At 61.9% G+C, this 25,514-nt stretch carries 28 protein-coding genes and 1 tRNA gene; 5 read left to right on the forward strand and 24 right to left on the reverse strand.

Annotated features, from left to right (window positions below; translation table 11 throughout):
* The first annotated feature begins 89 nt into the window (after positions 1–89).
* Complete coding sequence (locus tag C5L10_RS15275; protein ID WP_245448010.1) at positions 90–494, forward strand: VOC family protein; 405 nt, start codon at positions 90–92, stop codon at positions 492–494.
* A 24-nt stretch (positions 495–518) separates the two neighbouring features.
* Here C5L10_RS15275 and C5L10_RS15280 read toward each other — a convergent pair whose 3' ends face one another.
* From C5L10_RS15280 to C5L10_RS15355, 17 genes are all read right to left on the reverse strand, one after another.
* Entirely contained in the window at positions 519–1,952 is a 1,434-nt protein-coding gene (locus C5L10_RS15280; protein WP_105430369.1) for a deoxyribodipyrimidine photo-lyase, read from the reverse strand.
* 62 nt (positions 1,953–2,014) lie between these two features.
* Positions 2,015–3,229: a gephyrin-like molybdotransferase Glp gene (gene glp, locus C5L10_RS15285; RefSeq protein ID WP_105430370.1), complete on the reverse strand. Its 1,215-nt coding sequence runs from the start codon at positions 3,227–3,229 to the stop codon at positions 2,015–2,017.
* Between the two features lie 3 nt (positions 3,230–3,232).
* A complete protein-coding gene (gene moaC / locus C5L10_RS15290; RefSeq protein ID WP_105430371.1) occupies positions 3,233–3,712 on the reverse strand; it encodes a cyclic pyranopterin monophosphate synthase MoaC in 480 nt (159 codons plus the stop codon).
* The gene (trpC, locus tag C5L10_RS15295) at positions 3,712–4,527 is read right to left on the reverse strand and encodes an indole-3-glycerol phosphate synthase TrpC (RefSeq protein ID WP_105430372.1); all 816 of its coding nucleotides are present in this window, start codon (positions 4,525–4,527) and stop codon (positions 3,712–3,714) included. Before trpC ends, moaC begins: the two co-directional genes overlap by 1 nt.
* Positions 4,528–4,531: 4 nt before the next feature.
* A complete protein-coding gene (gene trpD, locus C5L10_RS15300; RefSeq protein ID WP_105430373.1) occupies positions 4,532–5,548 on the reverse strand; it encodes an anthranilate phosphoribosyltransferase in 1,017 nt (338 codons plus the stop codon).
* A 19-nt stretch (positions 5,549–5,567) separates the two neighbouring features.
* Positions 5,568–7,451 (reverse strand): peptidylprolyl isomerase, encoded by a 1,884-nt coding sequence (locus C5L10_RS15305; RefSeq protein WP_105430374.1) that lies wholly within the window; start codon positions 7,449–7,451, stop codon positions 5,568–5,570.
* 118 nt (positions 7,452–7,569) lie between these two features.
* A complete protein-coding gene (locus tag C5L10_RS15310) occupies positions 7,570–8,484 on the reverse strand; it encodes a DUF72 domain-containing protein (RefSeq protein WP_105430375.1) in 915 nt (304 codons plus the stop codon).
* Positions 8,485–8,547: 63 nt separating this feature from the next.
* Complete coding sequence (locus C5L10_RS15315; protein ID WP_037082394.1) at positions 8,548–8,895, reverse strand: DMT family protein; 348 nt, start codon at positions 8,893–8,895, stop codon at positions 8,548–8,550.
* A gap of 95 nt (positions 8,896–8,990) precedes the next feature.
* On the reverse strand, positions 8,991–9,146 hold the full coding sequence (locus tag C5L10_RS33680) for a hypothetical protein (protein WP_172717047.1): 156 nt from the start codon (positions 9,144–9,146) through the stop codon (positions 8,991–8,993).
* A 242-nt stretch (positions 9,147–9,388) separates the two neighbouring features.
* Positions 9,389–10,210: an MBL fold metallo-hydrolase gene (locus tag C5L10_RS15320; RefSeq protein WP_105430376.1), complete on the reverse strand. Its 822-nt coding sequence runs from the start codon at positions 10,208–10,210 to the stop codon at positions 9,389–9,391.
* A gap of 3 nt (positions 10,211–10,213) precedes the next feature.
* Positions 10,214–10,996: a TatD family hydrolase gene (locus tag C5L10_RS15325; RefSeq protein WP_105430377.1), complete on the reverse strand. Its 783-nt coding sequence runs from the start codon at positions 10,994–10,996 to the stop codon at positions 10,214–10,216.
* A 9-nt stretch (positions 10,997–11,005) separates the two neighbouring features.
* Positions 11,006–12,559 (reverse strand): methionine--tRNA ligase, encoded by a 1,554-nt coding sequence (gene metG / locus C5L10_RS15330; protein ID WP_105430378.1) that lies wholly within the window; start codon positions 12,557–12,559, stop codon positions 11,006–11,008.
* Positions 12,560–12,663: 104 nt separating this feature from the next.
* A complete protein-coding gene (locus C5L10_RS15335) occupies positions 12,664–13,692 on the reverse strand; it encodes a DNA polymerase III subunit delta' (RefSeq protein ID WP_105430379.1) in 1,029 nt (342 codons plus the stop codon).
* Positions 13,689–14,411, reverse strand: coding sequence for a dTMP kinase (gene tmk, locus C5L10_RS15340; RefSeq protein ID WP_371411941.1), 723 nt, complete (start codon positions 14,409–14,411; stop codon positions 13,689–13,691). Before tmk ends, C5L10_RS15335 begins: the two co-directional genes overlap by 4 nt.
* Positions 14,412–14,438: 27 nt before the next feature.
* Positions 14,439–15,617 (reverse strand): D-alanyl-D-alanine carboxypeptidase family protein, encoded by a 1,179-nt coding sequence (locus tag C5L10_RS15345; protein WP_105430380.1) that lies wholly within the window; start codon positions 15,615–15,617, stop codon positions 14,439–14,441.
* A gap of 67 nt (positions 15,618–15,684) precedes the next feature.
* The gene (locus tag C5L10_RS15350) at positions 15,685–16,737 is read right to left on the reverse strand and encodes a septal ring lytic transglycosylase RlpA family protein (RefSeq protein ID WP_105430412.1); all 1,053 of its coding nucleotides are present in this window, start codon (positions 16,735–16,737) and stop codon (positions 15,685–15,687) included.
* 253 nt (positions 16,738–16,990) lie between these two features.
* On the reverse strand, positions 16,991–17,290 hold the full coding sequence (locus tag C5L10_RS15355) for a hypothetical protein (RefSeq protein ID WP_371411942.1): 300 nt from the start codon (positions 17,288–17,290) through the stop codon (positions 16,991–16,993).
* A gap of 92 nt (positions 17,291–17,382) precedes the next feature.
* Between C5L10_RS15355 and C5L10_RS15360 the strand changes: the two genes are divergently transcribed.
* A complete protein-coding gene (locus C5L10_RS15360) occupies positions 17,383–18,102 on the forward strand; it encodes a Crp/Fnr family transcriptional regulator (RefSeq protein WP_105430381.1) in 720 nt (239 codons plus the stop codon).
* A 95-nt stretch (positions 18,103–18,197) separates the two neighbouring features.
* On the opposite strand, the gene C5L10_RS15365 is transcribed toward C5L10_RS15360, so the two are convergent.
* Positions 18,198–18,830, reverse strand: a complete 633-nt coding sequence (locus C5L10_RS15365) for a TetR/AcrR family transcriptional regulator (RefSeq protein WP_105430382.1) — start codon at positions 18,828–18,830, stop codon at positions 18,198–18,200.
* A gap of 118 nt (positions 18,831–18,948) precedes the next feature.
* On the opposite strand from C5L10_RS15365, the gene C5L10_RS15370 reads away from it, so the two are divergent.
* Both C5L10_RS15370 and C5L10_RS15375 read left to right on the forward strand, forming a co-directional pair.
* Positions 18,949–19,377 carry a Tautomerase enzyme gene (locus tag C5L10_RS15370; protein WP_105430383.1) on the forward strand — a complete coding sequence of 143 codons (429 nt, stop codon included), beginning with the start codon at positions 18,949–18,951 and terminating at the stop codon, positions 19,375–19,377.
* Positions 19,378–19,459: 82 nt separating this feature from the next.
* Positions 19,460–19,855 carry a VOC family protein gene (locus tag C5L10_RS15375; protein WP_105430384.1) on the forward strand — a complete coding sequence of 132 codons (396 nt, stop codon included), beginning with the start codon at positions 19,460–19,462 and terminating at the stop codon, positions 19,853–19,855.
* Positions 19,856–19,943: 88 nt separating this feature from the next.
* Here the strand turns inward: C5L10_RS15375 and C5L10_RS15380 are convergent.
* The 4 genes from C5L10_RS15380 to C5L10_RS15395 form a co-directional block, all read right to left on the reverse strand.
* Positions 19,944–20,033, reverse strand: a tRNA-Ser gene (locus C5L10_RS15380).
* 53 nt (positions 20,034–20,086) lie between these two features.
* On the reverse strand, positions 20,087–20,566 hold the full coding sequence (locus C5L10_RS15385; protein WP_105430385.1) for a GNAT family N-acetyltransferase: 480 nt from the start codon (positions 20,564–20,566) through the stop codon (positions 20,087–20,089).
* Between the two features lie 76 nt (positions 20,567–20,642).
* Positions 20,643–21,227 (reverse strand): J domain-containing protein, encoded by a 585-nt coding sequence (locus tag C5L10_RS15390; RefSeq protein WP_046633704.1) that lies wholly within the window; start codon positions 21,225–21,227, stop codon positions 20,643–20,645.
* A 137-nt stretch (positions 21,228–21,364) separates the two neighbouring features.
* Positions 21,365–22,519 (reverse strand): MFS transporter, encoded by a 1,155-nt coding sequence (locus tag C5L10_RS15395; RefSeq protein WP_105430386.1) that lies wholly within the window; start codon positions 22,517–22,519, stop codon positions 21,365–21,367.
* Between the two features lie 285 nt (positions 22,520–22,804).
* Here C5L10_RS15395 and C5L10_RS15400 point away from each other — a divergent pair, with 285 nt between their 5' ends.
* On the forward strand, positions 22,805–23,230 hold the full coding sequence (locus tag C5L10_RS15400) for a DUF4864 domain-containing protein (protein ID WP_105430387.1): 426 nt from the start codon (positions 22,805–22,807) through the stop codon (positions 23,228–23,230).
* A 9-nt stretch (positions 23,231–23,239) separates the two neighbouring features.
* Here the strand turns inward: C5L10_RS15400 and tgt are convergent, their stop codons facing one another.
* A complete protein-coding gene (gene tgt, locus C5L10_RS15405) occupies positions 23,240–24,370 on the reverse strand; it encodes a tRNA guanosine(34) transglycosylase Tgt (protein ID WP_105430388.1) in 1,131 nt (376 codons plus the stop codon).
* Positions 24,367–25,452: a tRNA preQ1(34) S-adenosylmethionine ribosyltransferase-isomerase QueA gene (gene queA / locus C5L10_RS15410; RefSeq protein WP_105430389.1), complete on the reverse strand. Its 1,086-nt coding sequence runs from the start codon at positions 25,450–25,452 to the stop codon at positions 24,367–24,369. The genes tgt and queA overlap by 4 nt, the downstream gene beginning before the upstream one ends.
* Positions 25,453–25,514 lie beyond the last annotated feature (62 nt).

Consider the following 25,514-nt stretch of genomic DNA (forward strand, 5'->3'; position numbering starts at 1 on the left):
CACCGCTGACATGACACCACCACAATAACTCCTTTATCCTGCCGGGGAATCACGGGTGAGCATGGACGATGTTGGGTAGCAATTTCAGCTTGAGTTTGAGCCTGTTCGTGGCACAGGGACGCGAACGCGACACGGCCGAGTTCTACAAGAACGTCTTCGGCGCCACGGAAACGAATTCCTATGAAATGCTGCGCCTGATGATGATCGAGCTGCAGCTCGGACCGATCGGCATCGTCGTCTGCGGATCGGATCCGGAAAGGGAGTCAGCACCTTCCTATCAGGGGCCTTACCATCCGAAAAACGACGGCGCCGTCAGCACGATCTTCCAGCTGACGGTGCCGGATGTCGAAAGCGTCGTCGAGGCTGCGTTCCAATTCGGCGGCATGATGCGTGACAGGATCCAGACCGACATGAATGGTCGCCAGGTAGCGTCGATCTTCGATCCGGCCGGTCATGTTTGGGTGCTGACCGAGCGGGAGCAGGACGAGGAATAATCTCGTCGTTGCCGTTCGGTTCGATCAACGGATGTCGCGATAGGCAGCCAGTGCCCGGTCGCGGGCAAAACCGTGATCGACGATCGGTTTCGGATAGGTCTTGCCGAGCTCGATGCCCGCCTGTTCGAGGACATGCTGTGGCGCTTCGAAGGGCTTGTGGACGTATTTGCGATCCAGTCCTGCCAGCTCCGGTAGATATTCCCGGACGTAATCGCCATCCGGATCGAATTTCTCACCCTGCAGGACGGGGTTGAAGATCCGGAAAAACGGCGATGCATCGGCGCCGGAGCCCGCCACCCATTGCCAATTCGCCGAGTTGTTCGCGGGGTCGGCATCAACCAACGTTTCGCGAAACCATCTCTCCCCGCGGCGCCAGTCGATCATCAAGTCCTTGATCAGGAAAGATGCGGTGATCATGCGGACACGATTGTGCATGAAGCCGGTACGCCAAAGCTGGCGCATGCCGGCATCGACGATGGGATAACCGGTCATGCCCATCGTCCAGGCGCGGAACTCCTGTGGGTCGTATCCCCATTTGAAGCGGTCGAACCTGTCGTCCCAGTTCTTGTCGTGAAGTTCGGGGAATTCGATGAGCAGATTATAGCAGAAGTCCCGCCAGGCGAGTTCGCGCCGGAAATGGGCAACATCCTCCGACGCTTTGGATGGCAGGCCCCGGACCGCATGCCAGATATGAGCCGGCGAGATTTCGCCGTGCGCCAGGTGAGGCGACAGGAGAGATGTGGCATCGATCGACGGCAGATCGCGGCCGCGCCTATAGTCGTGCAGTTCGTGATCGACGAGGTCGCGCAGTTTCTCCTGTGCGCCTGCTTCACCCGGTACCCACATCTTTCCAAATTCCGTCGCCCAATCGGGTTTTGTCGGCAGCAAGGCCCAGTGATCGAGGTTCTCGGACGGCGGCAGAAGCTCGCGCGAGGGGATTTCCGTTGGCTTGTCGATGGGCTCGTGCGGCTCGCCCGTCTTCTGGAGCGCATTCCAGAATGGCGTAAACACCTTGAACGCGTTTCCCGTACCGGTGCGGATGGATTTCGGCTCGTGCAGGAGCTGTCCGTGGAAGGCGCGGATAGCGATGTCGTGCTTTTTCAGCTCAATGGCGATGCCCCGGTCGAACAGCGTCCGCTCATAGGCGCGGTTGACGAAGACGGTTTTTGCATCGGTCTTGCGGGCGAGATCGGCGAGCACGTCCTCCGCCTTGCCGGAGACAAGGACGAGGTCACTGCCCAGAGACTTTAGCGATGCCTTGAGTGCTGCAAGCGAGTGGTGCAGCCACCAGGCCTGCGCGGCACCGAGCGGTCCGATGTTCAGCTGTGCCGGCTCGCGGATATAGACGGGGATGACCGGGCCGCCGGCCTCGATCGCAGCGTGCAGTGCCGGGTTGTCGTCGAGACGCAGATCCTTGCGGAACCAGAGGATGGCGGGGGCCGGTTTTTCAAGAGACACGGTCTTCTCCGTTCAGGGCATCGCTGCCCCAAGCTACGGATTTCGGAACGGATCGGATCAATTCAAGGGCGGATCAGCAGGATCGGGCAGAGGGCGCCGGCCGGCAGTTCGGGCGCGTGCGCCGGGCGGATGATGAGGCCGTCGGAATGGGCAAAGATCTTCATCATCGATGAGTCCTGCTTGGCGAAGGCCTCTGCGACGAGATTGCCGTCGCGGTCTCTCGTCAGCCTGGCGCGCAGATAATCCTGGCGCTGGTCATTGGCGGGAAGTTTGCTTGCCGCGACGCCCTGCGCCTCCCTGCGCTTCTCCGGCAGGTGTGCGAGCTTGCGGATCAGCGGTTCGAGGAAAAGCAGGCTGGTGACGAGGCTCGCGACCGGATTGCCCGGCAGGCCGAGAACCTGCATTTCGCCCAGCGCGCCGACCATCAGCGGCTTGCCCGGCCGCATGGCGATGCGCCAGAAATCCAGCTCCATGCCGGATGCTTTCAGCGTCGATTGCACCAGGTCATGATCGCCGACCGAGGCGCCGCCGAGGGTCACCAGCACGTCAGCCTTGGCCGCACGGGCTTTTTCGATCGCTGCGGTAATATCCTCAGGCCGGTCGCGGACGATGCCGAGATCGAGGACCTCGCCGCCGTTGTCGCGCACAAGCGCGGAAACGCCGAAGGTGTTGGAGGCTATGATCTGCGCTTTGTCAGGCGTGGCACCGGGCGCGACGAGCTCGTCGCCGGTCGCCAGGACTGCGACGCGGGGGCGGCGATAGACGGAAAGCTCCGGGTGGTTCATGGCCGCAGCGACCGTCAGATGCGAGAAATCGAGCAGCGTGCCGGCCGGGAGCACGGTTTCGCCCTCGGCGAAATCCTGGCCGCGGGGGCGCACATGCCGGCCCCTGATGACTTCGAACCTGGTGCGGATGCGGTCGCCTTTGAGCTTTTCGGCATCCTCCTGAATGAGGATGGAATCGGCGCCTTCCGGCAGGGGCGCACCGGTGAAGATGCGCACCGTCTCGCCCTTGCCAACCGTGCCTTCGAAGGCGTGGCCGGCGGCGGCGGTACCGATCACGGTCAGTTCGGTCCCGATCGCCGGTGCGTCGGAAGCCTTGAGCGCATAGCCATCCATGGCAGATGCGTCGAAGGGAGGCTGGGTGAGGCGGGCAACGAGGTCCGTCGCAAGGACGCGGCCGTTTGCGTCGCCAAGAGCGACCGTCTCCACCGTGCCGATCGGATTGGCCTTGCCGAGCAGGCGTTTCTTCGCTTCGGAAACGGGCAGCAACGCCATTTCTCAGTCCTCTGCGCGGTAGGTTCCGGATTTGCCGCCGGTCTTTTCGAGAAGGCGGATGCCGCCGATCTCCATGGCCCGGTCGACGGCCTTCGCCATGTCGTAGATCGTCAGGCAGGCGACCGATGCGGCCGTCAGCGCTTCCATCTCGACGCCGGTCTTGCCGGTGAGTTTGGCGGTTGCGGTCACCCGGAGGCCTGGAAGCTCCTCGTCCTCGGTGATATCCACGACCACCTTGGTCAGCATCAGCGGGTGGCAGAGCGGGATGAGATCTGAGGTCTTCTTGGCGGCCATGATGCCGGCCAGCCGCGCCGTGCCGATCACGTCACCCTTCTTGGCATTGCCCTCGCGGATCGTTGCCAGCGTTTCCGGCAGCATGCGGACATAACCTTCGGCGGTCGCCGAGCGGCTGGTCTCGGCCTTGTCGCCGACATCGACCATATGCGCCTCGCCGGAAGCGCCGATATGGGTAAGGCCGGTCATTATTCTGCCGCCTGGGCCGCAGCCTCGCCGGTCAGGAGAAGGCGAGTGGCGGCGGCCACGTCGTCCTTGCGCATCAGGCTTTCGCCGACGAGGAAGGTGTTGATGCCGACCTTTTTCAGGCGCTGGCAGTCCTCATGGGTGAAGATGCCGCTTTCGCCGACGAGCAGCCGGTCGGCCGGCACCATCGGCGCCAGCCGCTCGCTCGTTTCGAGGTTGAGTTCGAAGGTGCGCAGATTGCGGTTGTTGATGCCGATCAGCGGCGAGGGGAGTTTCAGCGCCCGCTCCGTTTCCTCTTCGTCATGCACCTCGATCAGCGCGTCCATGCCGAGTTCGGCTGTGACGTCATAAAGCGCGCGCGCCTCGTCGTCGGAAAGCGAGGCCATGATCAGCAGGATGCAGTCGGCGCCCCAGGCGCGCGCCTCGTGGATCTGGTATGTCTCGAACATGAAATCCTTGCGCAGCGCCGGCAGCGAGCAGGTGTTGCGGGCCGCCGTCAGGAATTCCGGCGCGCCCTGGAAGCTTGGCGCATCGGTGAGGACGGAGAGGCAGGTGGCGCCACCGGCTTGGTAGGCTGCTGCAAGCGAAGGCGGATCGAAATCCGGGCGGATAAGGCCCTTGGACGGACTTGCCTTCTTGATCTCGGCGATCAGCCCGAAGGCACCGCTATCCTGCCTCGCCTTCAGTGCGCGATGAAAACCGCGCGGGGAGGGCTGGTCCGCTGCACGGGCCTTCAGCTCCGCAAGCGGTACGCTTGCCTTGGCAGCGGCGATTTCCTCGCGCTTGTAGGCTTCGATCCTCTTGAGGATATCCGTCATGACCTCAATCCTTTTCGTTCGAGACGGCAACCAGACGGTCGAGCGCGGCAGCCGCCTGGCCGCCATCCAGCGAACGGGTGGCAAGCCTCATGCCGTCGGCGATCGTTTCCGCCTTGCCGGCGACGACCAGCGAGGCAGCCGCATTGCAGAGCGAAATATCGCGATAGGCATTCTTGGCACCACCGAGCACGGCGCGCAATGCGGCGGCGTTGTGAACGCCATCGCCGCCCTTGAGCTCGTCGAGTGTTGCAGGCTGAACGCCGAAATCCATCGGCGTCAGTTCGAAAGAGCGGATCTTGCCGTCTTCTAGCGCCGTCACCTGGGTAATGCCGGTGGTGGTGATCTCGTCCATGCCGTCCCCGTGGACGATCCAGACTGTCTCCGAACCGAGAGCGCGCAGGACTTCGGCGATAGGCCCCAGCCATTTTGGCGCGAACACGCCGAGAAGCTGGCGTTTGGCGCCGGCGGGGTTTGAAAGCGGGCCGAGCAGGTTGAAGATCGTGCGGGTGCCGAGCTCGACGCGGCTCGGACCCACATGGCGCATCGCCGCGTGATGCATCGACGCGAACATGAAGCCGATGCTGGCTTGCGTAATGCAGCGGGAGATCTGGTCGGGCCCGATCTCCAGGTTGACGCCCAGAACCGACAGCGTATCGGCAGTGCCGGATTTCGAACTCAGCGCCCGGTTGCCGTGCTTGGCGACCGGGACGCCGCAGCCGGCGACGATCAGGGAGGCAAGCGTCGAGATGTTATAGGTGCCGAGGCCGTCGCCGCCGGTGCCGACGATGTCGATGGCATCGGCGGGGCCGGAGACGGGCAGCATCTTCGATCGCATGGTTTCGACCGCACCGGTGATCTCGGCAACCGTCTCGCCGCGCACGCGCAGCGCCATCAGGAAGCCGCCGATCTGAGACGGCGTCGCCTCGCCGGACATCAAGATGTCGAAAGCGCCTCGCGCCTCTTCGTGACTGAGGCTCTCGCCATTGGCAACCTTGGCAAGCAGGGGTTTCAGCTCAGGCATGGTCGGCCGTCCCTCTGGTTTACTGCAGCATGGCCTGATCGACGACGGTCTGGTTGACGGACACGCCGTAGCTGTCCTTCAGACTGTTGACCATCTGATCGAGCATGTCGTCACCGGCAGCGTTCGCCATCTGCTGCAGCTGCTGGTCGCCGGAAACCGCATCCGTCGTTGCCTGGTCAACGGCAGCCACCTTCATCAGAAGGCGGCTTTCACCGTCGGAACCGATCGCGGTCGCAGTCTTATTGACTGGGCCGGAGAAGGCCGCCGAAATCGCCTCGTTGCCGAAGATCGCATCCTCGGCGCCACGGCGCAGGCCCTGCTTGTTTTCGACCGCTACGCCAAGTTCGGTGGCGATGGCTGCAAGCGTCTCGCCCTTGTCGAGGCGGCCTTTGAGTTCGGTCGCGCGGGCGGTGAGCGCCTGGCGCTGCTGTTCGGCGGTCCAGTCGGCAACAGCCTTTTCGCGCACATCGGCGAGCGGTCGGTCGCGCTCGGGCCCGATGTTGCGCACCTCGAACCAGACATAACCGTCATTGCCGAGGTTGACCGGAATGGTGTCGGCGCCCGGCTCGGTCCGGAAGACATCGCCGAGCAGCGCGGTGGAAGCCGGCAGTTCGGTGATGCGCTGCTCCTTCTCGTCGCGGCCGGAGGCATCGGCTGTCACGGTGACGGCCTTGAGGTTGAGCGCCTTGGCAGTCTCCTCGAGCGAGGTGCCGCCGCTGCGCATGTCCTCGAAACGGTCGTGGACGCTCAGGACTTCCTTGGACGCGGAAGATACGGCAAGCCGCTTGCGGATGTCTTCCTTGACCTCGTCGAACCAACGCGTCGTCTCCGGGCGGATATTGGTGACGCGCAGGATGACCGGGCCGAAGGTGCCGTCGATGACCGGCGTCGTCCCGCCGCTGGCAGCGACCTTGAAGGCCGGATCGGCAAAGGCCGGATCAGGCACGTTCTCCCTGGTGAAATCGCCGAGCAGAACGTCCGTCGCCGTCTTGCCCTGATCCTTGATGATCTGGTCGAAAGTCGCGGTACCGTCCTTCAGCTGCGTCGCGGCCGCTTGCGCCATTTCCTTGTTGGGGAAGGGGAGCTGCTCGATCGTGCGGGTTTCGTGCGTCCTGAAGCTGTCCTTGCGCTTGTCATATTCGGCGCGCGCCGCTTCGTCGGTGATCGAAGATGCGTCGGCGATATCGCCCGGCTGCAGCTTCACATAGGTGAAGGTGCGGTATTCGGGTGCGCGGTAACGGGTCTTCACGCCCTCGAACCATGCGGCGAGTACATCGTTTGCCGGCGCCTTCACCGGGTCGATATTGGCGTTGGAGAGCAGGATGTAATCGATCGTGCGGGTTTCGTCGCGATAGCTCTTCAAGGCATCGACCAGCACCTTCGGCGGCTGGAAGCCGTCCGAAACCGCCTCGACGATCTGGCTGCGGACCGCGACCTTGCTGCGTTCCTTGATGTAATCGTCCTCCCGAATGCCGGCATTGCGCAGGCGAGAGGTGAAGAGGTTGCGGTCGAACTGGCCGTTGACGCCCTTGAAGGCCGGGTCCTCGGCGATCAGGTTGGCGAGGCGGTCTTCCGAAAGGCCGAGGTTCATGTCGTCGGAAAGCTGATCGAGCGCGGCGCCGGCTGCGAGCTGCGTGAACACCTCGTTCTGGATGCCGAAGGCGCGAGCCTGCTCGGCCGTCAGCTGCGTCCCGAACTGGCGGCTGAGATTGGCGATCTGCCGCTGGTAGGCGAGGCGGAATTCCTCGCTCGAAATCTGCTGGTCCCCGACGGTCATTACCGTGTTGCCGCCGGTCGTTACCAACGACTGAGAAGCACCCCAGACGGCAAACGAGGCAACCAGAAGCAGGAGAAGCGACTTGGCAACCCAGGAGCGGGCGGCGTTTCTGAGGGAATCAAGCATCGATCAACATACCTTGCGAACAGTCCTACCGCCCGGAAAAGGCGGATTGAAGGACTGTCTCTAAATCAAACCGAGATAGAAATGAAGGCATGCCGACGGAAAAGCGAAAACCTCCCGTTCAGGCGCGTCTGGCGGTCTTCGCAATCGACGAAATCGGCCCCGCGTCAAGCCGGTCGGCGAGGGCCTGCGCATCCCGGGGAGCGCGCACTTTCACGTCGTTGTCGAAGTAGACATAGACATCCAGCCCATGCGCACGCGGCGGGGAAGGCGGCCCCACGCGTTCCGCGTCGTTCGGATCGCGGCCCTTCGTCCATTGGCGGATGAGCTGCGCCCAGCGGTCGAGAGCCTCGTCATCATATCCGCTCACATAAAGCTGCTCGGAGCCGTGCAGGCGGCAATAGACGAAATCGGCGGTGATATCCATCAGGAGGGGCCACTCGACCGTATCCGCGACGACCAGTCCGACCTTGTAGTGACGCAGCAGGTCGATGAAATCCTGCGAGCGGAAGCTGTCGTGGCGGATTTCTAATGCATGGCGGATCGGCCGATCCGCATCCGTCTCCACATAGTCGCGCCCGTCGAGGCGCGAGTCGTGCCGCGCCGCGAGGTCGACGGCATCTCCCGTCGTCTTCGGCAGCAGCTTCAGAAACGGCTCGAAACGTTCCGTTGAAAATTTCATCCGCGGGGGAAACTGCCAGAGGACTGGCCCGAGCTTCTTGCCGAGGCGCAGGACGCCGGACGCCAGGAAATTGGCGAGCGGCGTTTCGATATCGGTGAGGCGGCGCATATGAGTAATGTAACGCGACCCCTTGATCGCGAAGACGAAGTCATCGGGTGTCGCGTCATACCAGGCGGCAAAGCTGTCCGGCCGTTGAAGTCCGTAGAAGGTGCCGTTGATCTCGATCGAGCGGAAATGCTCGGCCGCGTAGGTCAGCTCCTGCTTCTGCGGCAGACCCTCGGGGTAAAACACGCCGCGCCAGGGCTTGTAGGTCCAGCCCGAAATGCCGATCCGGATATCGCCCGATTTCTTCATAGCACCACCTGATGTCATGGTGGCCCGAACACATGTGCGGCGCGCCGGTTCCCGGCATCCGCTCTATTTCGTGAAGATGAAGAAGGCTCCGAGCGCGATGAAACCGAATCCGACGATCTGCTTCCAGTGAATTGGCTCGCCGAGATAAAGCACGGAGAAAATGACGAAGACCGAGAGCGTGATGATCTCCTGAATGGTCTTCAGCTGCGCTGCATTGAAGTAACCGTAGCCGATGCGGTTGGCCGGCACCTGGGCGCAATATTCGAAGAAGGCGATGCCCCAGCTTACCATGATGACGAGATAAAGCGGCTTGCTCTCGAATTTCAGGTGCCCGTACCAGGCGAAGGTCATGAAGACGTTCGACAGAATCAGAAGGCCGATGGTGAGAAAGGGCGTGGCGCTTGCAAACATGATGGGAGAATCCGTGAGGGCTGCTAGTGCCGAACGGCAATCATGTTCGCACCCGAAAGACAAGCATGTCCGAGCACTCGAGCAGCACGGACGTTTTAGTGAAACGTTTCGGGACGAACTTCGTCCTCGAGAATGCGGAAGGCTTCGTAGAGCGCTTCGACCAGGATGTCGGTCAGCTTGTCGGCGTCGTTGTCCTGAAGAAACAGCGCGAGCGACTGTTCGGACGGCTGGTGGGTAGTTTCGTTCGACATATCATTGTCCTCAATCTGAACCGGAATCATTCCGGGTGAGGCCGACGTTAGGGACGCTTGCTTGCGCCGAGCTTGACGAAGAGGCCAACGGTCCGGGAAGCCTCAGCGGGAGGGAACGGGCGTTCATCAGTAACGTTCCCGATGTGATACAAATATCGCATAAGATAGATTATGGAACTATCCGATACGCACCCAGGCCTGGAAAACCGGGATTTGTGGCCACTCCACTATTCTGCCATCGATCAGAGATCGAGCGCAACCTCGAACGCGAGACCGTCATAGGCTGGTTCGACATGCTGCGGCGTCTGCGCCATCACAGTGTCGTAGTCGAGCGGAAGATGCATATGCGTCAGGATCGCGTGTTTCGGCGCAAATTTCGCGATCCATTCGAGCGCTTGTTCGAGCGACAGATGGCTCGGATGATATCTGTACTGTAAGGTGTCGATGATCAGCACGTCGAGCCCGCCGAGCTTCGGCACGCTTTCAGGTGGAAAATCGCTGACATCGCTGCAATAGGCCACGTCGCCGATCCTGAAACCCAGCGAATGGATGTCGCCGTGCACCTGCAGATGCGGCAGGAAACGGATCGGTCCGCCCGGCCCGTCCACGACGATCGGCTCGTCCATGGTCTCGATCAGGAACGGCCGGACGATCGGCGGATAATTGCCGCCCGGCGGCGTTTCCAGGCAATAACCGAACCCCTGGCGGATCCGGTCCATGGTGACCGGATCGGCGTAGATCGGGATGCGATGGTGCTGCAGGATGAAATAGCCGCGCAGGTCGTCGATGCCGTGCAGATGATCCGCATGGGCGTGGGTGTAGAGAACCGCATCGACCCGCTGCACCTTGGCGGCGATCATCTGTTCGCGAAAGTCCGGACCGGTATCGACCACCACCACCGTGCTGCCGCCGTCCGGCGCGATCTGCTCGACCATGAAGGCGGCACGCGTGCGGCGGTTCTTCGGGTTGGTCGGATCGCAGGCGCCCCAGTCGCCATTCAGCCGCGGCACGCCGGGCGACGACGCGCAGCCGAGAATGGTGAAGCGGCGCCGATACCTCGCCACAGGTCAGAGCCTCGGCATCTTGGAGAAGATGCGGAACGCGTTCTCCGTGGTAACCTTGGCTATTTCCTCGTAGCTGACGCCCATAATTTCGGCGAGCACCTCGGCCGTATTGACCACATAGGAAGGTTCGTTGCGCTTGCCGCGCCAGCGCTTCGGCGCCAGATAAGGTGCATCCGTCTCGACCAGCAACCGGTCGAGCGGCACGGTTTTGGCGATCGTGCGCAGGTCTTCCGATTTCGGGAATGTCAGGATTCCTGAGAAAGAGACATATCCGCCGAGTTCCACGCCAAGGCGGGCAAGGTCGGCGCCCGACGAGAAACAATGCAGGATGAAAGGGAAGGCCCCCTTCCCGCTTTCGGTCGTCAGGATCTCGCCCATGTCCTCGTCGGCGCTGCGGCTGTGGATGACCAGCGGCAGGCCGGTTTCCCGGGCGGCCGCGATATGACGGATCAGCCCGGTCTTCTGGTCGGCCGGCGTCTGCGTGTCGTAGAAATAGTCGAGCCCAGCCTCGCCGATCGCGACGATCTTCTCATGCGCATTGGCGAGCCGCACCAGGTCTTCGGTCTGGATGTCCAGCTCCTCGCCGGCATTGTTCGGATGCGTGCCGACAGAGCAGAAAACCGACGGATACCGCTCGGTCAGTGCCAGCAGCCCGTCCAGTTTTCGAACCCGCGTTGAAATCGTCACCATCTGGCCGACACCGGCCTCGTGGGCGCGCGACACGATCGCGTCGCGCTCCTCGGCGAAATCGGCAAAATCCAGGTGGCAATGGGTATCGATCAGCATGGATAAGCCTTATGCGCTCGCTTCCGGCGCCACATAACGCGGGAAGACCGGCGTCGGGGCTTCCAGCGGCGTGCCGGGCTTCAGGCGACCGGCTTCACCAAGCGCCGCGAAATCACGGCTGTCGGCCGGAGAAGCCACGAGATCGAGCAGCTTGGCCGACGATTCCGGCATGAACGGCTGCAGCAGAATGGCGATCTGGCGCACGACCTCCGCCGTCACGTAGAGCACCGTGCCCATGCGCGCAGTATCCGTCTTTTTCAGCACCCACGGCGCCTGCGCCGCGAAATAACGGTCGGTCTCGGAAACGATACCGATGATCGCCGCAAGAGCGCGGTTGATCAGCTGCTTGTCCATTTCCTCGCGGCAGACGGCGATCAGGCCGTCGGCCGCCGCAAGCAGTTCCCGGTCGGCGTCGGTGAGCTCGCCCGGTTCCGGAACATGGCCGTCGCAATTCTTGACGATCATCGACAGCGAACGGCTTGCAAGGTTGCCGATGCCGTTGGCCAGATCCGCATTGACGCGGGCGGCGATCAGCTGGTCGTTGCAATTGCCGTCCTGGCCGAAGGAAATCTCGCGGCAGAGATAATAGCGCACGTAATCGAGCCCGAACTTCTCCAGAAGCTCGAACGGATCGACGACATTGCCGACCGATTTAGACATTTTCTCGCCTGCATTCAGCACGAAGCCGTGGGCAAAGACGCGCTTCGGCAGCGGCAGCCTGGCCGACATCAGGAAGGCCGGCCAATAGACCGCGTGGAAGCGGATGATGTCCTTGCCGATGATATGCACGTCCGCCGGCCAATATTTGGCACGCGGGCCGTTCGGGTCTTCCATATAGCCGGTTGCGGTGATGTAGTTGGTCAGCGCATCGACCCAGACATACATCACATGCGCCGGATCGTTCGGTACCGTGATACCCCAATCGAAGGTCGTGCGCGATACCGACAGGTCCCGCAGGCCGGATTTGACGAAGGAGATCACCTCGTTGCGGCGCTCGTTGGGGCCGATGAAATCCGGGTTTTCCTCGTAGTGCTTCAGCAGTTTGTCGCCATATTCGGAGAGCTTGAAGAAGTAGCTGGACTCCTCAACCCACTCCACCGGCGTGCCCTGCGGCCCGTAGCGGACGCCATCGCGGACCGACGTTTCATCCTCGGCATAAAACGCTTCGTCGCGCACCGAATACCAGCCGGCATAGGTATCCTTGTAGATGTCGCCATTGTCGGCCATCCGGTTCCAGATATCCTTGGAGGCCTCGTGGTGGCGCTGCTCGGTGGTGCGGATGAAATCGTCGTTGGACGCGTTGAGCAGCTTGCCCATCGCCCGAAACTCGCCGGAATTGCGCTCGGCAAGCGCTTCCGGCGCAATGCCTTCGGCGCGGGCCGTCTGCTGCATCTTCTGGCCGTGCTCGTCCGTGCCGGTCAGGAAGAAAACATCCTTGCCGTCCAGGCGCTGGAAGCGCGCCATGGCATCCGTCGCGATCAGCTCATAGGCATGGCCGATATGCGGCTTGCCGTTCGGGTAGGAAATCGCAGTGGTGATGTAATAGGGCGTCTTGTCGGACATCAGGGGCACTCGGGCACTTGGATTTGGATCATGCCGCTCTTAGCGCATGTTTCGCTGATGCGAAACACAAAGTTCCTTATGCGGTTCCCGCCCCTGCCCTTCGATCAACGCCGCGCGGCATCGAGGATCGACAGGATCGTCTGCTTGCGGTCGAGATTATAGGCCTGCGCGATGGTGATCTTCTCGGTCATGTCGCTGACCAGTTTCGCCTGCCGGTCGGCGGTCGGAAGATCGCCGGCAAGGGCCGCGTTGCGCGCCTTGGCGATCAGGTGATCGCTCAGGTGCTCCAGGAAAAAGCCGAAGATCACTTCGCTGTCCTTGCCGGACAGGACATCCGCCAGCCGGTGCATCGCCTTGCGGGCCGTCGGGCCATCGGCCGCGACCACCTCCTCGAAGGCGGAGATGATCTCGGTGCCGCCATAGTTCAGGAGTTTCAGCGCCTGGGAAACGCTGCCCTTGGACTTGGCCAGCACCATCTCTTCCGTCTTGCCGCCGTCGAGCGGCGTACCCAGGCCCGCGAGCGCCTTCGCAAGATCCGGGTCAACGAGCGGCGACAACCGCAGCGACTGGCATCGCGAGCGGATCGTCGGCAGCAGTTTTCCGGGCGCATGCGAGAGGACCAGGAAGAGCGCGCGGCGCGGCGGTTCCTCGAGAATCTTCAGGATGGCGTTCGCAGCATTGCGGTTGAGATCGTCGGCCGGATCGATGATGACGATCCGCCAGTTGCCGGTGCCTGACGTCTGCGAGAAGAAATGCCCGGCCCGGCGCACCTCGTCGACCGTGATCGCAGTTTTCGTCTTGCCGGTCTTCTCGTCCACCGGCCGGGTGAGATGCAGGAGGTTGTGCGAGGCGCCGGACGCGATCTGCCGACTGACGGACGAATTGAGATCGGGATCGGCGAGATGATCGGGCGCAGTCGCGGGATCGGGATGCGAAAGCACGTGGTTGGCAAAGCGGAAAGCGAGCGTCGCCTTGCCGATCCCCTCCGGCCCCTCGATCAGGATCGCGTGGTGCCCCTTCCCCGAGCGGTAGCTGCGCGCCAGAAATTCCTCGGCGGCCTGATGCCCATAGAGATGCGGATTGCGCGCCGGCGGCACGGCGCCTTCCAGAATACCGGCGGTCTCCTCGCTCATCCGACGGATTCCGCGCTGCTCTTCTGGGTAAAGCTCAGTTCCCGCACCAGAGGCTCGACGATCGCAAAGATCTCGTCGGCGATCTCGTCTTCGGAGCGCTCGGCATCGACCACATAGCAGCGTTCCGGTTCCGACTCGGCGATTTCGAGATAGGCCTCGCGGCGTTTTTCGTGGGTTTCGATCTCTTCCCGCTCAAAACGATCGGGCGCGCTGTCGGCGCCGCGCTTGCGGGCGCGTTTCAGCCCGACTTCGGCCGGCAGATCGAGGATCAGCGTGCAATCCGGCACCACGCCATTGATAGCCACCCGCTGCAGCGCCTCGATGTAATCAGGCTCCAGATTGCCGGTCACGCCCTGATAGACGCGAGAGGAATCGATGAACCGGTCGCAGAGCACGACGGCGCCGCTTTCGAGCGCCGGCCGGATGACTTCCTCGACATGGTCGTTGCGGGCGGCGGCAAACAGGATCGCCTCCATGCGCACGCCGAATTCTTCCGCGGCCCCCGAGAGCAGAACGTGGCGCACGGCTTCCGCCCCCGGCGAGCCGCCAGGCTCGCGGGTCATCAGCACATCATGGCCACGGCGGCGCAGCTGATCTGCAAGCCGGCGAATCTGGGTGGATTTGCCAGCCCCCTCGCCGCCTTCGAAAGTTACGAACAATCCGGAATGTTCTGCCACGCGTCTTTCCGCACTCAATTTATGCTTCAGCTTATAACCCATATGGGTGCGCTGCGAAACATCGTGTTGTCAAAGCCAGAAGAACATCAGTTCGAGCAGCGCGTCCGTTGCTTGGCTGACGAGGCTGCCGGTTCCGACCGGCCGGGCGGTCACCAACGGCACTTCCCGCACCACCCGGTCGCCCGAGGAAATCCTCAACACGCCGACATCTTGGCCTTCGGTCACCGGGGCCCTCAGCGGCCAGCGATAGACGATTCGTCCGGAAAGGCGGTCGGGATTGTTGGCCGGCAGATAGATATCGACCGGTTCTTTGGCGACGAGATCGACATGGCTCGACGTGCCGCCATAGACGCTCGCCTGGCCGATCACCTCGCCCTGCTTGAACAGGACCTTGGTCTCGAACGAAGACAACCCCCATTCGAGCACCCTTCTCGCCTCTTCCAGCCGCTCCTTGTCGCTCGCAAGCCCGCCCATCGCGAGGAAGAGCCGCGTGCCGTTGCGTGCCACCGACGCCACCAGCGCATAACCCGAACCCTCGGCAAAACCGGCCCCAAGTCCGTCGACGCCCATATTGAGCGAGAAAAGCGGGTTCTTGTTGCGCTGGAAGATCTTGTTCCAGGTAAAATCCGGCTGGGCGTAGATCGGATAGAATTCCGGATATTCGCGAAAGATATGACGAGAGAGCTCGACGAGGTCGCGGGCGGTGGTGCGGCTCTCCGTATCCGGCAGGCCGGTGGAATTGCCGAAGACGGAACGACCGAGCCCGAGATCCTTGGCGCGCGCCGTCATCCGGGATGCAAATTCGGCTTCTGAACGGGAAATACCTTCCGCCAGCACGATGCAGGCATCGTTGCCGTTTTGGACGACGACGCCCCTGATGAGGTCTTCGACACGGATCTGGGATTTCAGCGCCGCGAACATGGTCGTGGTGCCCGAGGGCGCCCCGCCGGTGCGCCAGGCAAACTCGGAAACCGGAAAGACGGTCTCGCGGCTGATTTCACCGCGCTTCAGCGCACTGAAAACCACTTCCATGGTCATCAGCTTGGCGAGCGAGGCCGGCGGGAATCCCTGGTTTTCGTTGGAGGCGAGCAGCACCGTGCCGGTCTTCGCCTCGACCATATAGACCTGCTTCGCCTTGGTCACGAAGGCGGGCGGCGGTTCCTGCGCGCTGACGGCTCCCGAAGGCGCGCCGGTTTGCAGGAATACTTGCAGCAATACTAGGCAAAGCAGAATCAGCAGGCGCCGCATGATCACCCCACGAACCGTCCTTCCCCATGCGTAGCAGTGGCGATTGCACCCTGCAATCGCCCATGAACTAGCGCACGGGCTTTTGAGCGGCCTTGGGACCTTCCAGCACCACGTTGCCGAACACGACCTGCGGGGCTTTTGCCTGCGGAGCGGATGAATAGGCGGTTTCCGGGTTCCGGCCCTGCGACGGCCGCGCCTGAGCCTCGACAGGGTAAGCAGAGACGACCTGCCGGTTCTGCGCGGGCGCAACCCCTGCAACCGGCCGTTCGATCGGGTGCGGACCGACCTGCGGCAATGTCGAGAAATTCTCGAATGCCTCGAAGGCCTGGGGTGCGGAAGCTGCCGGCGCCGGGCCGTTTGGCGTGCGGCCTGCCAGCGCGATCGGGCGCGGCATAGCCGAGCCGTAGCTCTGGAGCTGGTCGCCCAGCGTCTGGTTCGACGCGACCATGACGCCGGTTGCGATCTGGCCTTCCGGACGGATCGACGGCAGGCGATCGCCCTTGCGGATGTAGGAGGCCATCAGGAACGGCATGTCCTTGCCGTCCATGCGGGCGCGGCCGACATACTGCACGTTGACCTTGGCAGTGCCGATCCGCTTCATATCCAGCATTTCGGCCGTCTTGTCGGAAACGTCGATGATGCGGCCCGGATGGTAAGGGCCGCGGTCGTTGACCCGGACGATGACCGAGGTGCCGTTGTCGATATTGGTCACGCGGGCATAACTCGGCAGCGGAAACGTCGGATGCGCGGCCGACAGGTGGTCGCTATCATAGACTTCGCCATTGGCGGTCAGACGGCCGTGGAAGGCGGACCCATACCAGGAGGCAAGACCGCTCCTGTTGTAGTTCGGATCCTCCTTGGGAACGTAGGTCTGGCCCTTCACCTCATAGGGCTGGCCGACCATGAACCGGCCGCCACCCTTCGGCACCGGCCGGCCGTCGCCGACCACGCGCGGGCTCGCCTTGACCCCATATTCCTTTTCGGAGAAATACTCTTTGCTGCGGGGTTTCGACTTCGGTGCCTCTGTCGTCGCGCAGGATGCCATCCCCGCGCAGACCATCGTTATCCCGAGCCATTTCGCACCCAGCGAAAGCTTGCCGCCACTCACACCCAAACTCATCCGTCCCATGCCGCCTTCACTGCATCAGGCTGCGAACGATCCTCGCGATCGCACCGCCTTCACAGCCATTGAACCGGTCCGGGACATACCCCTATGCCGACGGACACAATGGAAGCGAACTTTTGCTAGCATCGCGGCGAAAATGCGAACGAAAACGGGGGAAAAGATAAAATTCTATTTGATATGGTTAATCATGCATTAACAACGATTACCGCAAACTAAGACTAATGTGGCAAATCCAGATATTGCACAGTCAAAGTTCCGGATCATCATGCCATTGTGTCTGGAACGACAGGTGGCCAGTAAATACCGACTGCCCAGACTCGTTGCGCACCTCGATGGAGATCGAGCCCTTCCCCCGCTCGGGAAACTCCTCGCGGGCGATATCTGCCAGGATCCGGCTCACTTCCCGGCTGATCTCCTCGCGGGTCGAAATTTCCTGGCCCTCATTGTCACGCACAGGCCCGTCACCGTTGATCAAATCGAAGAAATATCGCGCCATTCCATGCTCGCTGCCTTGAGTATCTAGCGACCGAATTTCCTTCGCGGGCATTTGTTCCCGCCCAGTGGTCAGTGTGTTCGAGGGATCTATATGGCCTCCTCATCCGTTCTTTCCCCGGATATTGACACCCGCCGAGGATAACCGTGATCGACTCCTTACTTCTCAACCTCGAACAGCATGACCTTCTCACCGATGAAGAGCGCGACATCCTCAGGCGCATCGTTGGCCGTGAACGACGCTTCCTAGCGGGAGAGGACCTGGTGGTCGAGGGATCGAGACCCGGCCACAGCAGCCTGCTCGTCGATGGGTTCGCTGCCCGATACAAGCTGACGGCGGAAGGCACCAGGCAGATCACGGCGCTCCACGTCGCCGGCGATTTCGTGGACCTGCATGCCTTCCTGCTGAAAACCATGGATCACGGCGTCATCGCGCTTTCTCCCTGCCACGTCAGCCTTTGCGACCATGCGGACCTGAAGCAGGTGACGGAACAGCATCCGCACCTGACCCGGATGTTGTGGCTCGATACGCTGATCCACGGCTCGATCCACCGCGCCTGGATCGTGGCCATGGGGCGGCGCTCCAAAGTCTCGCACCTCGCCCACATTCTCTGCGAACTTTATGTCCGGCTGGACGTGGTCCGCCGCACCAACGGCTGGGCCTTCCACCTCCCGCTCTCGCAGGGCGAGATGGCCGACGTACTGGGATTGTCGCTCGTCCACATGAACCGCGTCATCCAGACGCTCAGGCGTGAACGCCTGATCTCCTGGTCCAACCATACGATCACCATTCTCGACTGGGAACGACTGAAGGACGTGGCCGAATTCGATCCGACCTATCTGAGCCTATCGGTGGAGCCGCGGTGACAAGAGGTAAGCTATCGCTGCGCGGTATCATGATACGCCAACAAACGAAGATGGGCACGACATGTACGCTATAGCCCCTCTAACGTCGCACAACTTCAATGGTCGGCAGAACCTGAATGCGCGCTGTCCAACGCCTTCGGGCCGGCCAAGCGTAACGCTGCCTGCCCTACGAGGTGGGCGATGCGGTCCGACAACTCCGGGTCCGATACGGCTCGGGCAAGCGTAACGCCTCCGCTGAGCATGGCGAGCAGGACGATAGCCTGATCTTTTTGCGAACCGGCGGACGTGCCTGGAGCATCATTCTCCGGCAAACCTGCGGCGACCTCGTCGACGAGACGCTTCAGCTCAGCCGTATAAGCAGCGCGCGTATCGTCATCGGCGCGCATCACGTCGGTGGACAGGCTCGGCAAGGCACAGCTTTCGCCAAGATCGCAGGTCCGTTTGTAACCAAGATAGAATCCTACAAAGGTCGTCAGCCAGTTTGTCTGTTCGCTGCCTTTGAGCGCTGCAATCCCTAGCCGCAACTCTTCCAAGCCCGACAGCACGGCGGCGCGGAAAGCTTCGCTCTTGGACTTAAAGTGCCCATAGAAGGCGCCGTTGGTCACGCCAGCGGCCTTGGTTAATGCTTCGATGCCGCCGCCGCCATAGCCCTCCTTCCGGAAAACCCGGCCCGCCGCCGCCACGATCTTCGATTTGGTCTCCTGCTTATGCTCCGGGCTGTAGCGCATGCCGTCCTCATTGAGAGTGATCTCTCTTTATCGCTTGAATAAAGAGAGATCGGTGTTTATGGATAGAGAGCATTCGGTATATATCAAATGCCTTTCCTGTTCAAATGAGGAGAACTCCATGCCCATTACGCTCACCGTGCCCGAAGGCCTGCTATCGCCACAAGCGCAGGCCGAGGCCTTTTCCGGACTAGCAGACGCGATTCTCGAAGTCTCGGGTCTGACGGGGAATGCCTTCATGACGGCCAACATCGTCGGCTCGATCAACGTGTTGCCGAAGGAACATGTACTTGCCGGTGGCAAGGTGGTGGCAGCAGCTTTTGTCGAACTTAAGCTCCCCGAGATCGCCCTGGCGACGCCTGAGGCGAAAAGCGCTTTTATCGAGAAGGCAACGGATATCGTCGAAAAGGCGGCCGGGGGACGGCTGAAGCGTGAACATATCTGGTCAAACATAGTCTACGCTCCCGAAGGAGCCTGGGGCATCGCCGGTCGCAGCTACGACAATGCCAGCTTGATCGAAGCCATAGCGGGCTCCGGTGTCACCCTGTAGCGTTTCGCATCTATAAATTCCTCAAGGCTGGACTGCGAAACGCGAAGATTTCGCGGTCTGGTACCTCATTGGAGGCCATGCCATGCAGCTTGCCAACTATCTCTTTTTCACGACCCAGTGTGAAGCAGCGCTCGACTTCTATACCAGATGTGGCCTTGGTCGCGTCACGGCGCTCATGCGTCACGGCGACCACGGAGTGCCGCTCGCCTGTGAAGGTATGCGCGGCAAAGTCATGCACTCCCGCTTCGAGGGACCGGGTCTTCTGTTCTTCGCCTCGGACAATCACGATGCCGAGCCGATGCGAGGCTCCGCTCACATGCTCATCCTCGACAATCGCGCCACGACAGACCGATTATTCACGGCGCTTGCCGATAGCGGCGAGATTACCACACATCTGGCGGTGCAGCCGTGGGGGAGTTATTACGGCAAACTCACCGATCGGTTCGGTGTCCAGTGGATGTTGGACTGCCTATCCTAGACTGCCGCGTGACAATAGCCGGTTGGTGATCGGAGTGCGAATTAGCTGCTGCGCAGAATATCGTGCTTAGTGCGGACCTGAGCAGTTATGGCGGAAGAGGTGGGATTCGAACCCACGGTACGGTTTCCCGCACGCCGGTTTTCAAGACCGGTTCCTTAAACCACTCGGACACTCTTCCAGTGCGCTGGCTTTATAACGGTCACGCGTCCAGCGTCAACCTCGCCTGCCCCATCAGCCTTCGGCAAAGCTTTTCAGCGTCTCGCCCGAAAGCCGATAGCGGATCCACTCGTTCATCGGCTCAGCGCCGATCGCCTCGTAGACCCGGATCGCCGGCTCGTTCCAGTCGAGCACGCTCCATTCGAACCGGCCGCAATCGTTCTCGACGGCGATCTGAGCCAGCCGCTTCAGCATCGCCTTGCCGGCGCCGAGCCCGCGCGCTGCCGGCGTCACATACAGGTCTTCGAGATAAAGCCCGTTTCTTGCCTGCCAGGTCGAATAGCTGAAGAACCAGATCGCCATACCGATGGGAACGCCGTCCTGCTCGCAGACCAGCGCCCGCGTCACCGACGTCTCGCCGAAAATGGAGCTTTCGATCGTCTCGACGGTGGCCGCGACCTCGTGCTCGGCCTTTTCGTAGATTGCCAGCTCGCGGATGAAGCCGAGCAGCGCCGCGGCATCCCCGCGAACACCCTCCCGTATGGTCAATGCCATCGAAAACCCTTTGAATTGAATGGTCTGAAGCTATGTCTTCAAGCTGACTTCGGTGTCAAGAGACGTGCCGCGGCCCTCACTCGGCGGCGGTCTTGATCTCGATCACCTCGACCTCATAGGAATACCCGTCCAGCATGCCGTAGGCCTGCTCGATATTCTCGATCTCGGTCTCGGCCCTGCCGATCGCGTCGTTGATCGCTTCACACCGGGATTTCAGCATGCGGCCCAGCACGTCCGTCTCGGGCTTGCGGCCGATACGGTCGATGTGGTTGCGGATGCGGGCGCGGTGGCGCTCCATCTCCAGAATATGGAAGCGGGCATTGACGATCTTGTCGGTCAGCTTGCGACGTATGGCGGCGACCGGATCGAAACTTCCCGGCTCGCGCTCGTCAAGGATGATCTCGTTGACCAATGTTTCGAGAATCACCAGCCCCTGCAGGTCCTTCGTGTCGGCGAGTTCCGGGTCGTAACCCGTATCGTCGTAGACTTTTCGGCGTACCGGATCGGACAGCAGTTCATAGGACACGGTTAGTTTTCCGAATGCATCGACGTCGCCGCCGGCATCCGGATGAACCGTTTTTGCGCGTTTGCGATAGGCCGACTTGATGGCTACGCCATCCGCCTCGCGCGAAACACCAAGCATCTCATAAGGGTCGATCACAGTGTCACCTGTTTTCGGCAAATCCGGTTTCATTGTCTAACGGCTAAGGCCAGCGGTCTCAACCCCTTACCGACTCTTGTGGCCAATTATGGGCAGGCCCTATCCTTGCCGGATTTTCCCACAGGGCAGTTTAGCCGCTAGCGGCGCCGGCGCGGCCATGACGGGCGGCGGCCCTCGGCGACGGGCGCCATAAGGAAGCTGACCAGGACGCAAGGCAGCAGCACCAGGAAGGTCGCGACGAGATCGACATGTTCGGCAATGAAGCCGAGTAGCGGCGGCACGCCGATCGTCGACAACATCAGCGTCAGGCCCAGTGCCGCGAGGTTTTCCGACGGCTGACCCTTGCCAAGCTCGATCGTCGTCGAGACCGCGAGGGGGTAAGCGAGCGCCACGCCGCAGCCGATCAGGAAAAGCGCCAGGCCGGAAAGCGTCAGGCTCGGTGTCGCCACGAGAAGGACAATCCCAAGGGCGACGGAAACGGCCGAGGAACGCATCAGCACTATGGATCCGAAACTGTCCCGCAGCATGTCGCCGGAAAGTCGCGTCAGCCCCATGCCGACGGTGAAGGCCGCATAAAGCACGCCGGCAATCGCCGGATCAGCCTTCAGCTGTTCGCGCAGAAAAAAGATACCCCAATCGTAGACCGCGCCCTCGACGATGCAGAGGCCGAAAACCATGACGCAGATCAGCACGATCATCCTGTCCGGAAGCACATATGCCCCGCGCTTGTGGTCGGGTCGCGTTTGCGGAGACGCCTCCTTGGGGGTGATCCAGAACACCAGCAGGCACGCCGCGACGACAAAACCGGCGGCCATGGTCTGCTGCACCAAGGGCGTCACCGCCTTTTCGGCCAGGAAGCCGGAACACAGGGAGCCGGCCAGCAGACCCACCGACCAGAAACCGTGGCTGCGGGACAGCACCTTCCGGCCGGTTCGCTGTTCTATACCGGCGGAAATCATGTTGGCAGCCACGTCGAAAATCGTGCGGAAGAAACCGAAGAGAAAGAAACAGATCACAAATCCCACGACCGGAAAGACGGTCAGCGCGGGCGTGAGCATGGCGCAGATCGGCAGAGTGACGAGTGCCGTCAGCCGCGGCGTGAAGCGGTCGTTGATACGTCCTGCAAGCGGCAAAGCGAGAAAGGTACCGACAGGGGCGCTCAGCAGCGCCAGACCGAGGCCGGCCTTGTCGATTCCGAGCGACGCCTGGATAGCCGGCAATCGGGTGAACAGCGAAATGAACAGGATGGCATTGCTGAAATAGAGGAGAGCCGGCGGCAAAAGGTTTTTCATCGAAATAGCATGTCCGGGCGAATCAATATTCCCGTCGCATTCCTGACAGTGTCGGCCGATACCGACAAGCCGCGATAACGGGACCCTGCCCTGCGCCACCGATGAGCGGAATTATCACGAAAATGTGCGGATAACGGCAGCGGCCGCCTCGACGCGTCATCATTCTGTAATCATTCGGATTCGTTTGCGTTCAAGAAAGGCGTTGCGCAAAAAACCCGCACGCGCCATCTTCTCCTAGCGCCCAAAGGCGCTAGCCTTCTGGTGCTCGCCCCTGGAGAAAGCCCGATGCTGGCTCGATATCTTACAGTCGTTCTGTGTTTCGCTCTCTGTTCCTTCACCGCCGTCAAAGCCGAAGATCCCGTCGCCAATGCCCAGGCGGTGATTTCCGGCCAGATCGCCGCGCTCATGCAGGATGACGCGGAAAAGGCCTATTCCTTCGCCTCGCCCGGGATCCGCAGCCTCTATCCCAACAAGGACCGGTTCCTGGATATGGTGCGGAAAACCTACGAGCCCGTCTATCACGCCGGCAACTATGCCTTCGGCCGCTCGAAGATGATCGGCGGCGGGGAAGTGGTGCTGCAGGAAGTGATGATCAGCGCCAGGGAAGGGAAGGACTGGACGGCCATCTACGAAATGCGGCTGATGGATGACGGGTCCTACAAGGTCAACGGCGTGCGGATGATCCGCAACACCGCCAGCCAGGGTATCTGACGGCCTTACTCAGACCGGATCGATATCGCCCCTCGCCCACATTTCCTGGGTTTCGGCGTAGAAATCGGCGAACCGCCCCTCGGCGATCGCCTGGCGGATGCCCTTCATCAGATCCTGATAGTAGTTCAGGTTGTTCCAGGAGAGCAGCATGCCGCCAAGCGCCTCGTCGGCGCGCACCAGATGGTGCAGATAGGCGCGGGAATAATCGCGCGCGGCCGGGCAGTTCGATTCCTCGTCCAGCGGCCGCATGTCCTCCGCATGGCGGGCGTTGCGGATATTGACTTTGCCGCGGCGGGTGAAGGCAAGCCCATGGCGGCCCGAACGGGTCGGCATGACGCAATCGAACATGTCGATGCCCCGCGCTACCGATTTCAGCATGTCGTCCGGCGTGCCGACGCCCATCAGGTAGCGCGGCTTTTCGAACGGCAGAACGGGAAGCGTGGTTTCGAGCATCTTCAGCATGACGTCTTGCGGCTCGCCCACGGCAAGCCCTCCGACCGCATAGCCCTTCAGGTCGAGCTGCTTCAGGCCTTCGGCTGAGCGGATGCGAAGCTCGGGCTGGTCGCCGCCCTGGACGATACCGAACATCGCCTTGCCCGGCTGATCGCCGAAAGCGACGCGGCAGCGCTCGGCCCAGCGCAGCGACAGTTCCATCGCCCGTTCGATCTCCTTGGGCTCGGCAGGCAGCGCCACGCATTCGTCGAGCTGCATCTGGATGTCGGAGCCGAGCAGGCCCTGGATCTCGATCGAGCGCTCCGGCGACATGTGGTGCAGGCTGCCGTCGACATGGCTCTTGAACGTCACGCCCTTCTCGTCGAGCTTCCGAAGGCCCGACAGCGACATGACCTGGAACCCGCCGCTATCGGTGAGAATCGGATGTTTCCAGCGGATCAGCTCATGCAGGCCGCCAAGCCGGGCGACGCGCTCCGCACCCGGGCGCAGCATCAGGTGATAGGTATTGCCGAGAATGATATCGGCGCCGGTATCGCGCACCTGGTCGAGATACATGGCCTTGACGGTGCCGACCGTGCCGACCGGCATGAAGGCCGGGGTGCGGATCGTGCCGCGCGGCATGGTGATTTCGCCAAGCCGCGCGCCGCCATCGGTGGCCTTGAGATTGAACTGGAAAGTCTCGGTCATCGGTTGTCCCGGAAAAGAAGGCTGGAATCGCCATAGGAGTAAAAGCGGTAGCCGGTTGTGATCGCGTGCGAATAGGCCGCGCGCATCGTCTCCAGCCCGCAGAAGGCCGAGACGAGCATGAACAGCGTCGATCGCGGCAGGTGGAAATTGGTCATCAGCATATCGACCGCCTTGAAGCGGTAGCCCGGCGTGATGAATATGCCGGTCGCGCCGCTCCAGGGTTTTACCGTGCCGTCATCGGCAGCCGCGCTCTCGATCAGGCGCAAAGAGGTGGTGCCGACACAGACGACGCGCCCGCCGGCGCGTTTCACTGCATTCAGCCGCGCCGCGGTCTCGGCGCTGACATGGCCGATCTCCTGGTGCATCTTGTGCTCGGCCGTGTCGTCCGCCTTGACCGGCAGGAAGGTCCCTGCCCCGACGTGCAGCGTCACGAAATGCCGTTCGATGCCGGCGGCATCAAGTGCCGCGAAAAGCTCCGGCGTGAAATGCAGGCCGGCCGTCGGCGCCGCGACGGCACCCTCCTCGCGGGCGTAGATGGTCTGGTAGTCCTTTTGGTCCTGCGCATCTTCCGGGCGCTTGGCGGCAATATAGGGCGGCAGCGGAATGTGCCCGACCGCCATGATCGCCTCGTCGAGTGCCGGACCGGAAAGATCGAAGCGCAGGGTGACTTCGCCGCCCTCGCCCTTGTCTTCCACGGTTGCGGCAAGCGAACCAATCAGGCAGGCATTGCCGCCATGGCCGAATTCGATCCGGTCGCCGGTCTTGATGCGTTTTCCCGGCTTGGCGAAGGCTTTCCAGCGATCGGGCGCGACGCGCATGTGCAGCGTCGCGGACACTTGTTGCCCCCCCGCTCCCTCGCGGTGGCGGATGCCTTCCAACTGGGCCGGTATGACCTTGGTGTCGTTGAAGACCAGCGCGTCGCCTGGTTTCAGGAAACCCGGCAGATCGGACACGCGGTGATCGGCAAGCACCGGCTGGCCTTCCGGTCGCACGACGAGCAGCCGGGCGCTGTCACGCGGGCTCGCGGGCCTCAGCGCTATATTTTTTTCCGGGAGATCGAAGTCGAAGAGATCGACGCGCATGAATTTTCCAAAAAAGCGAAGCCCGCCCCGCCGACAGACGGAGCGGGCCATTCGTTCCGTCG

Origin of the sequence: Neorhizobium sp. T6_25, assembly GCF_002968555.1 — a bacterium.
GTDB lineage: Bacteria > Pseudomonadota > Alphaproteobacteria > Rhizobiales > Rhizobiaceae > Neorhizobium.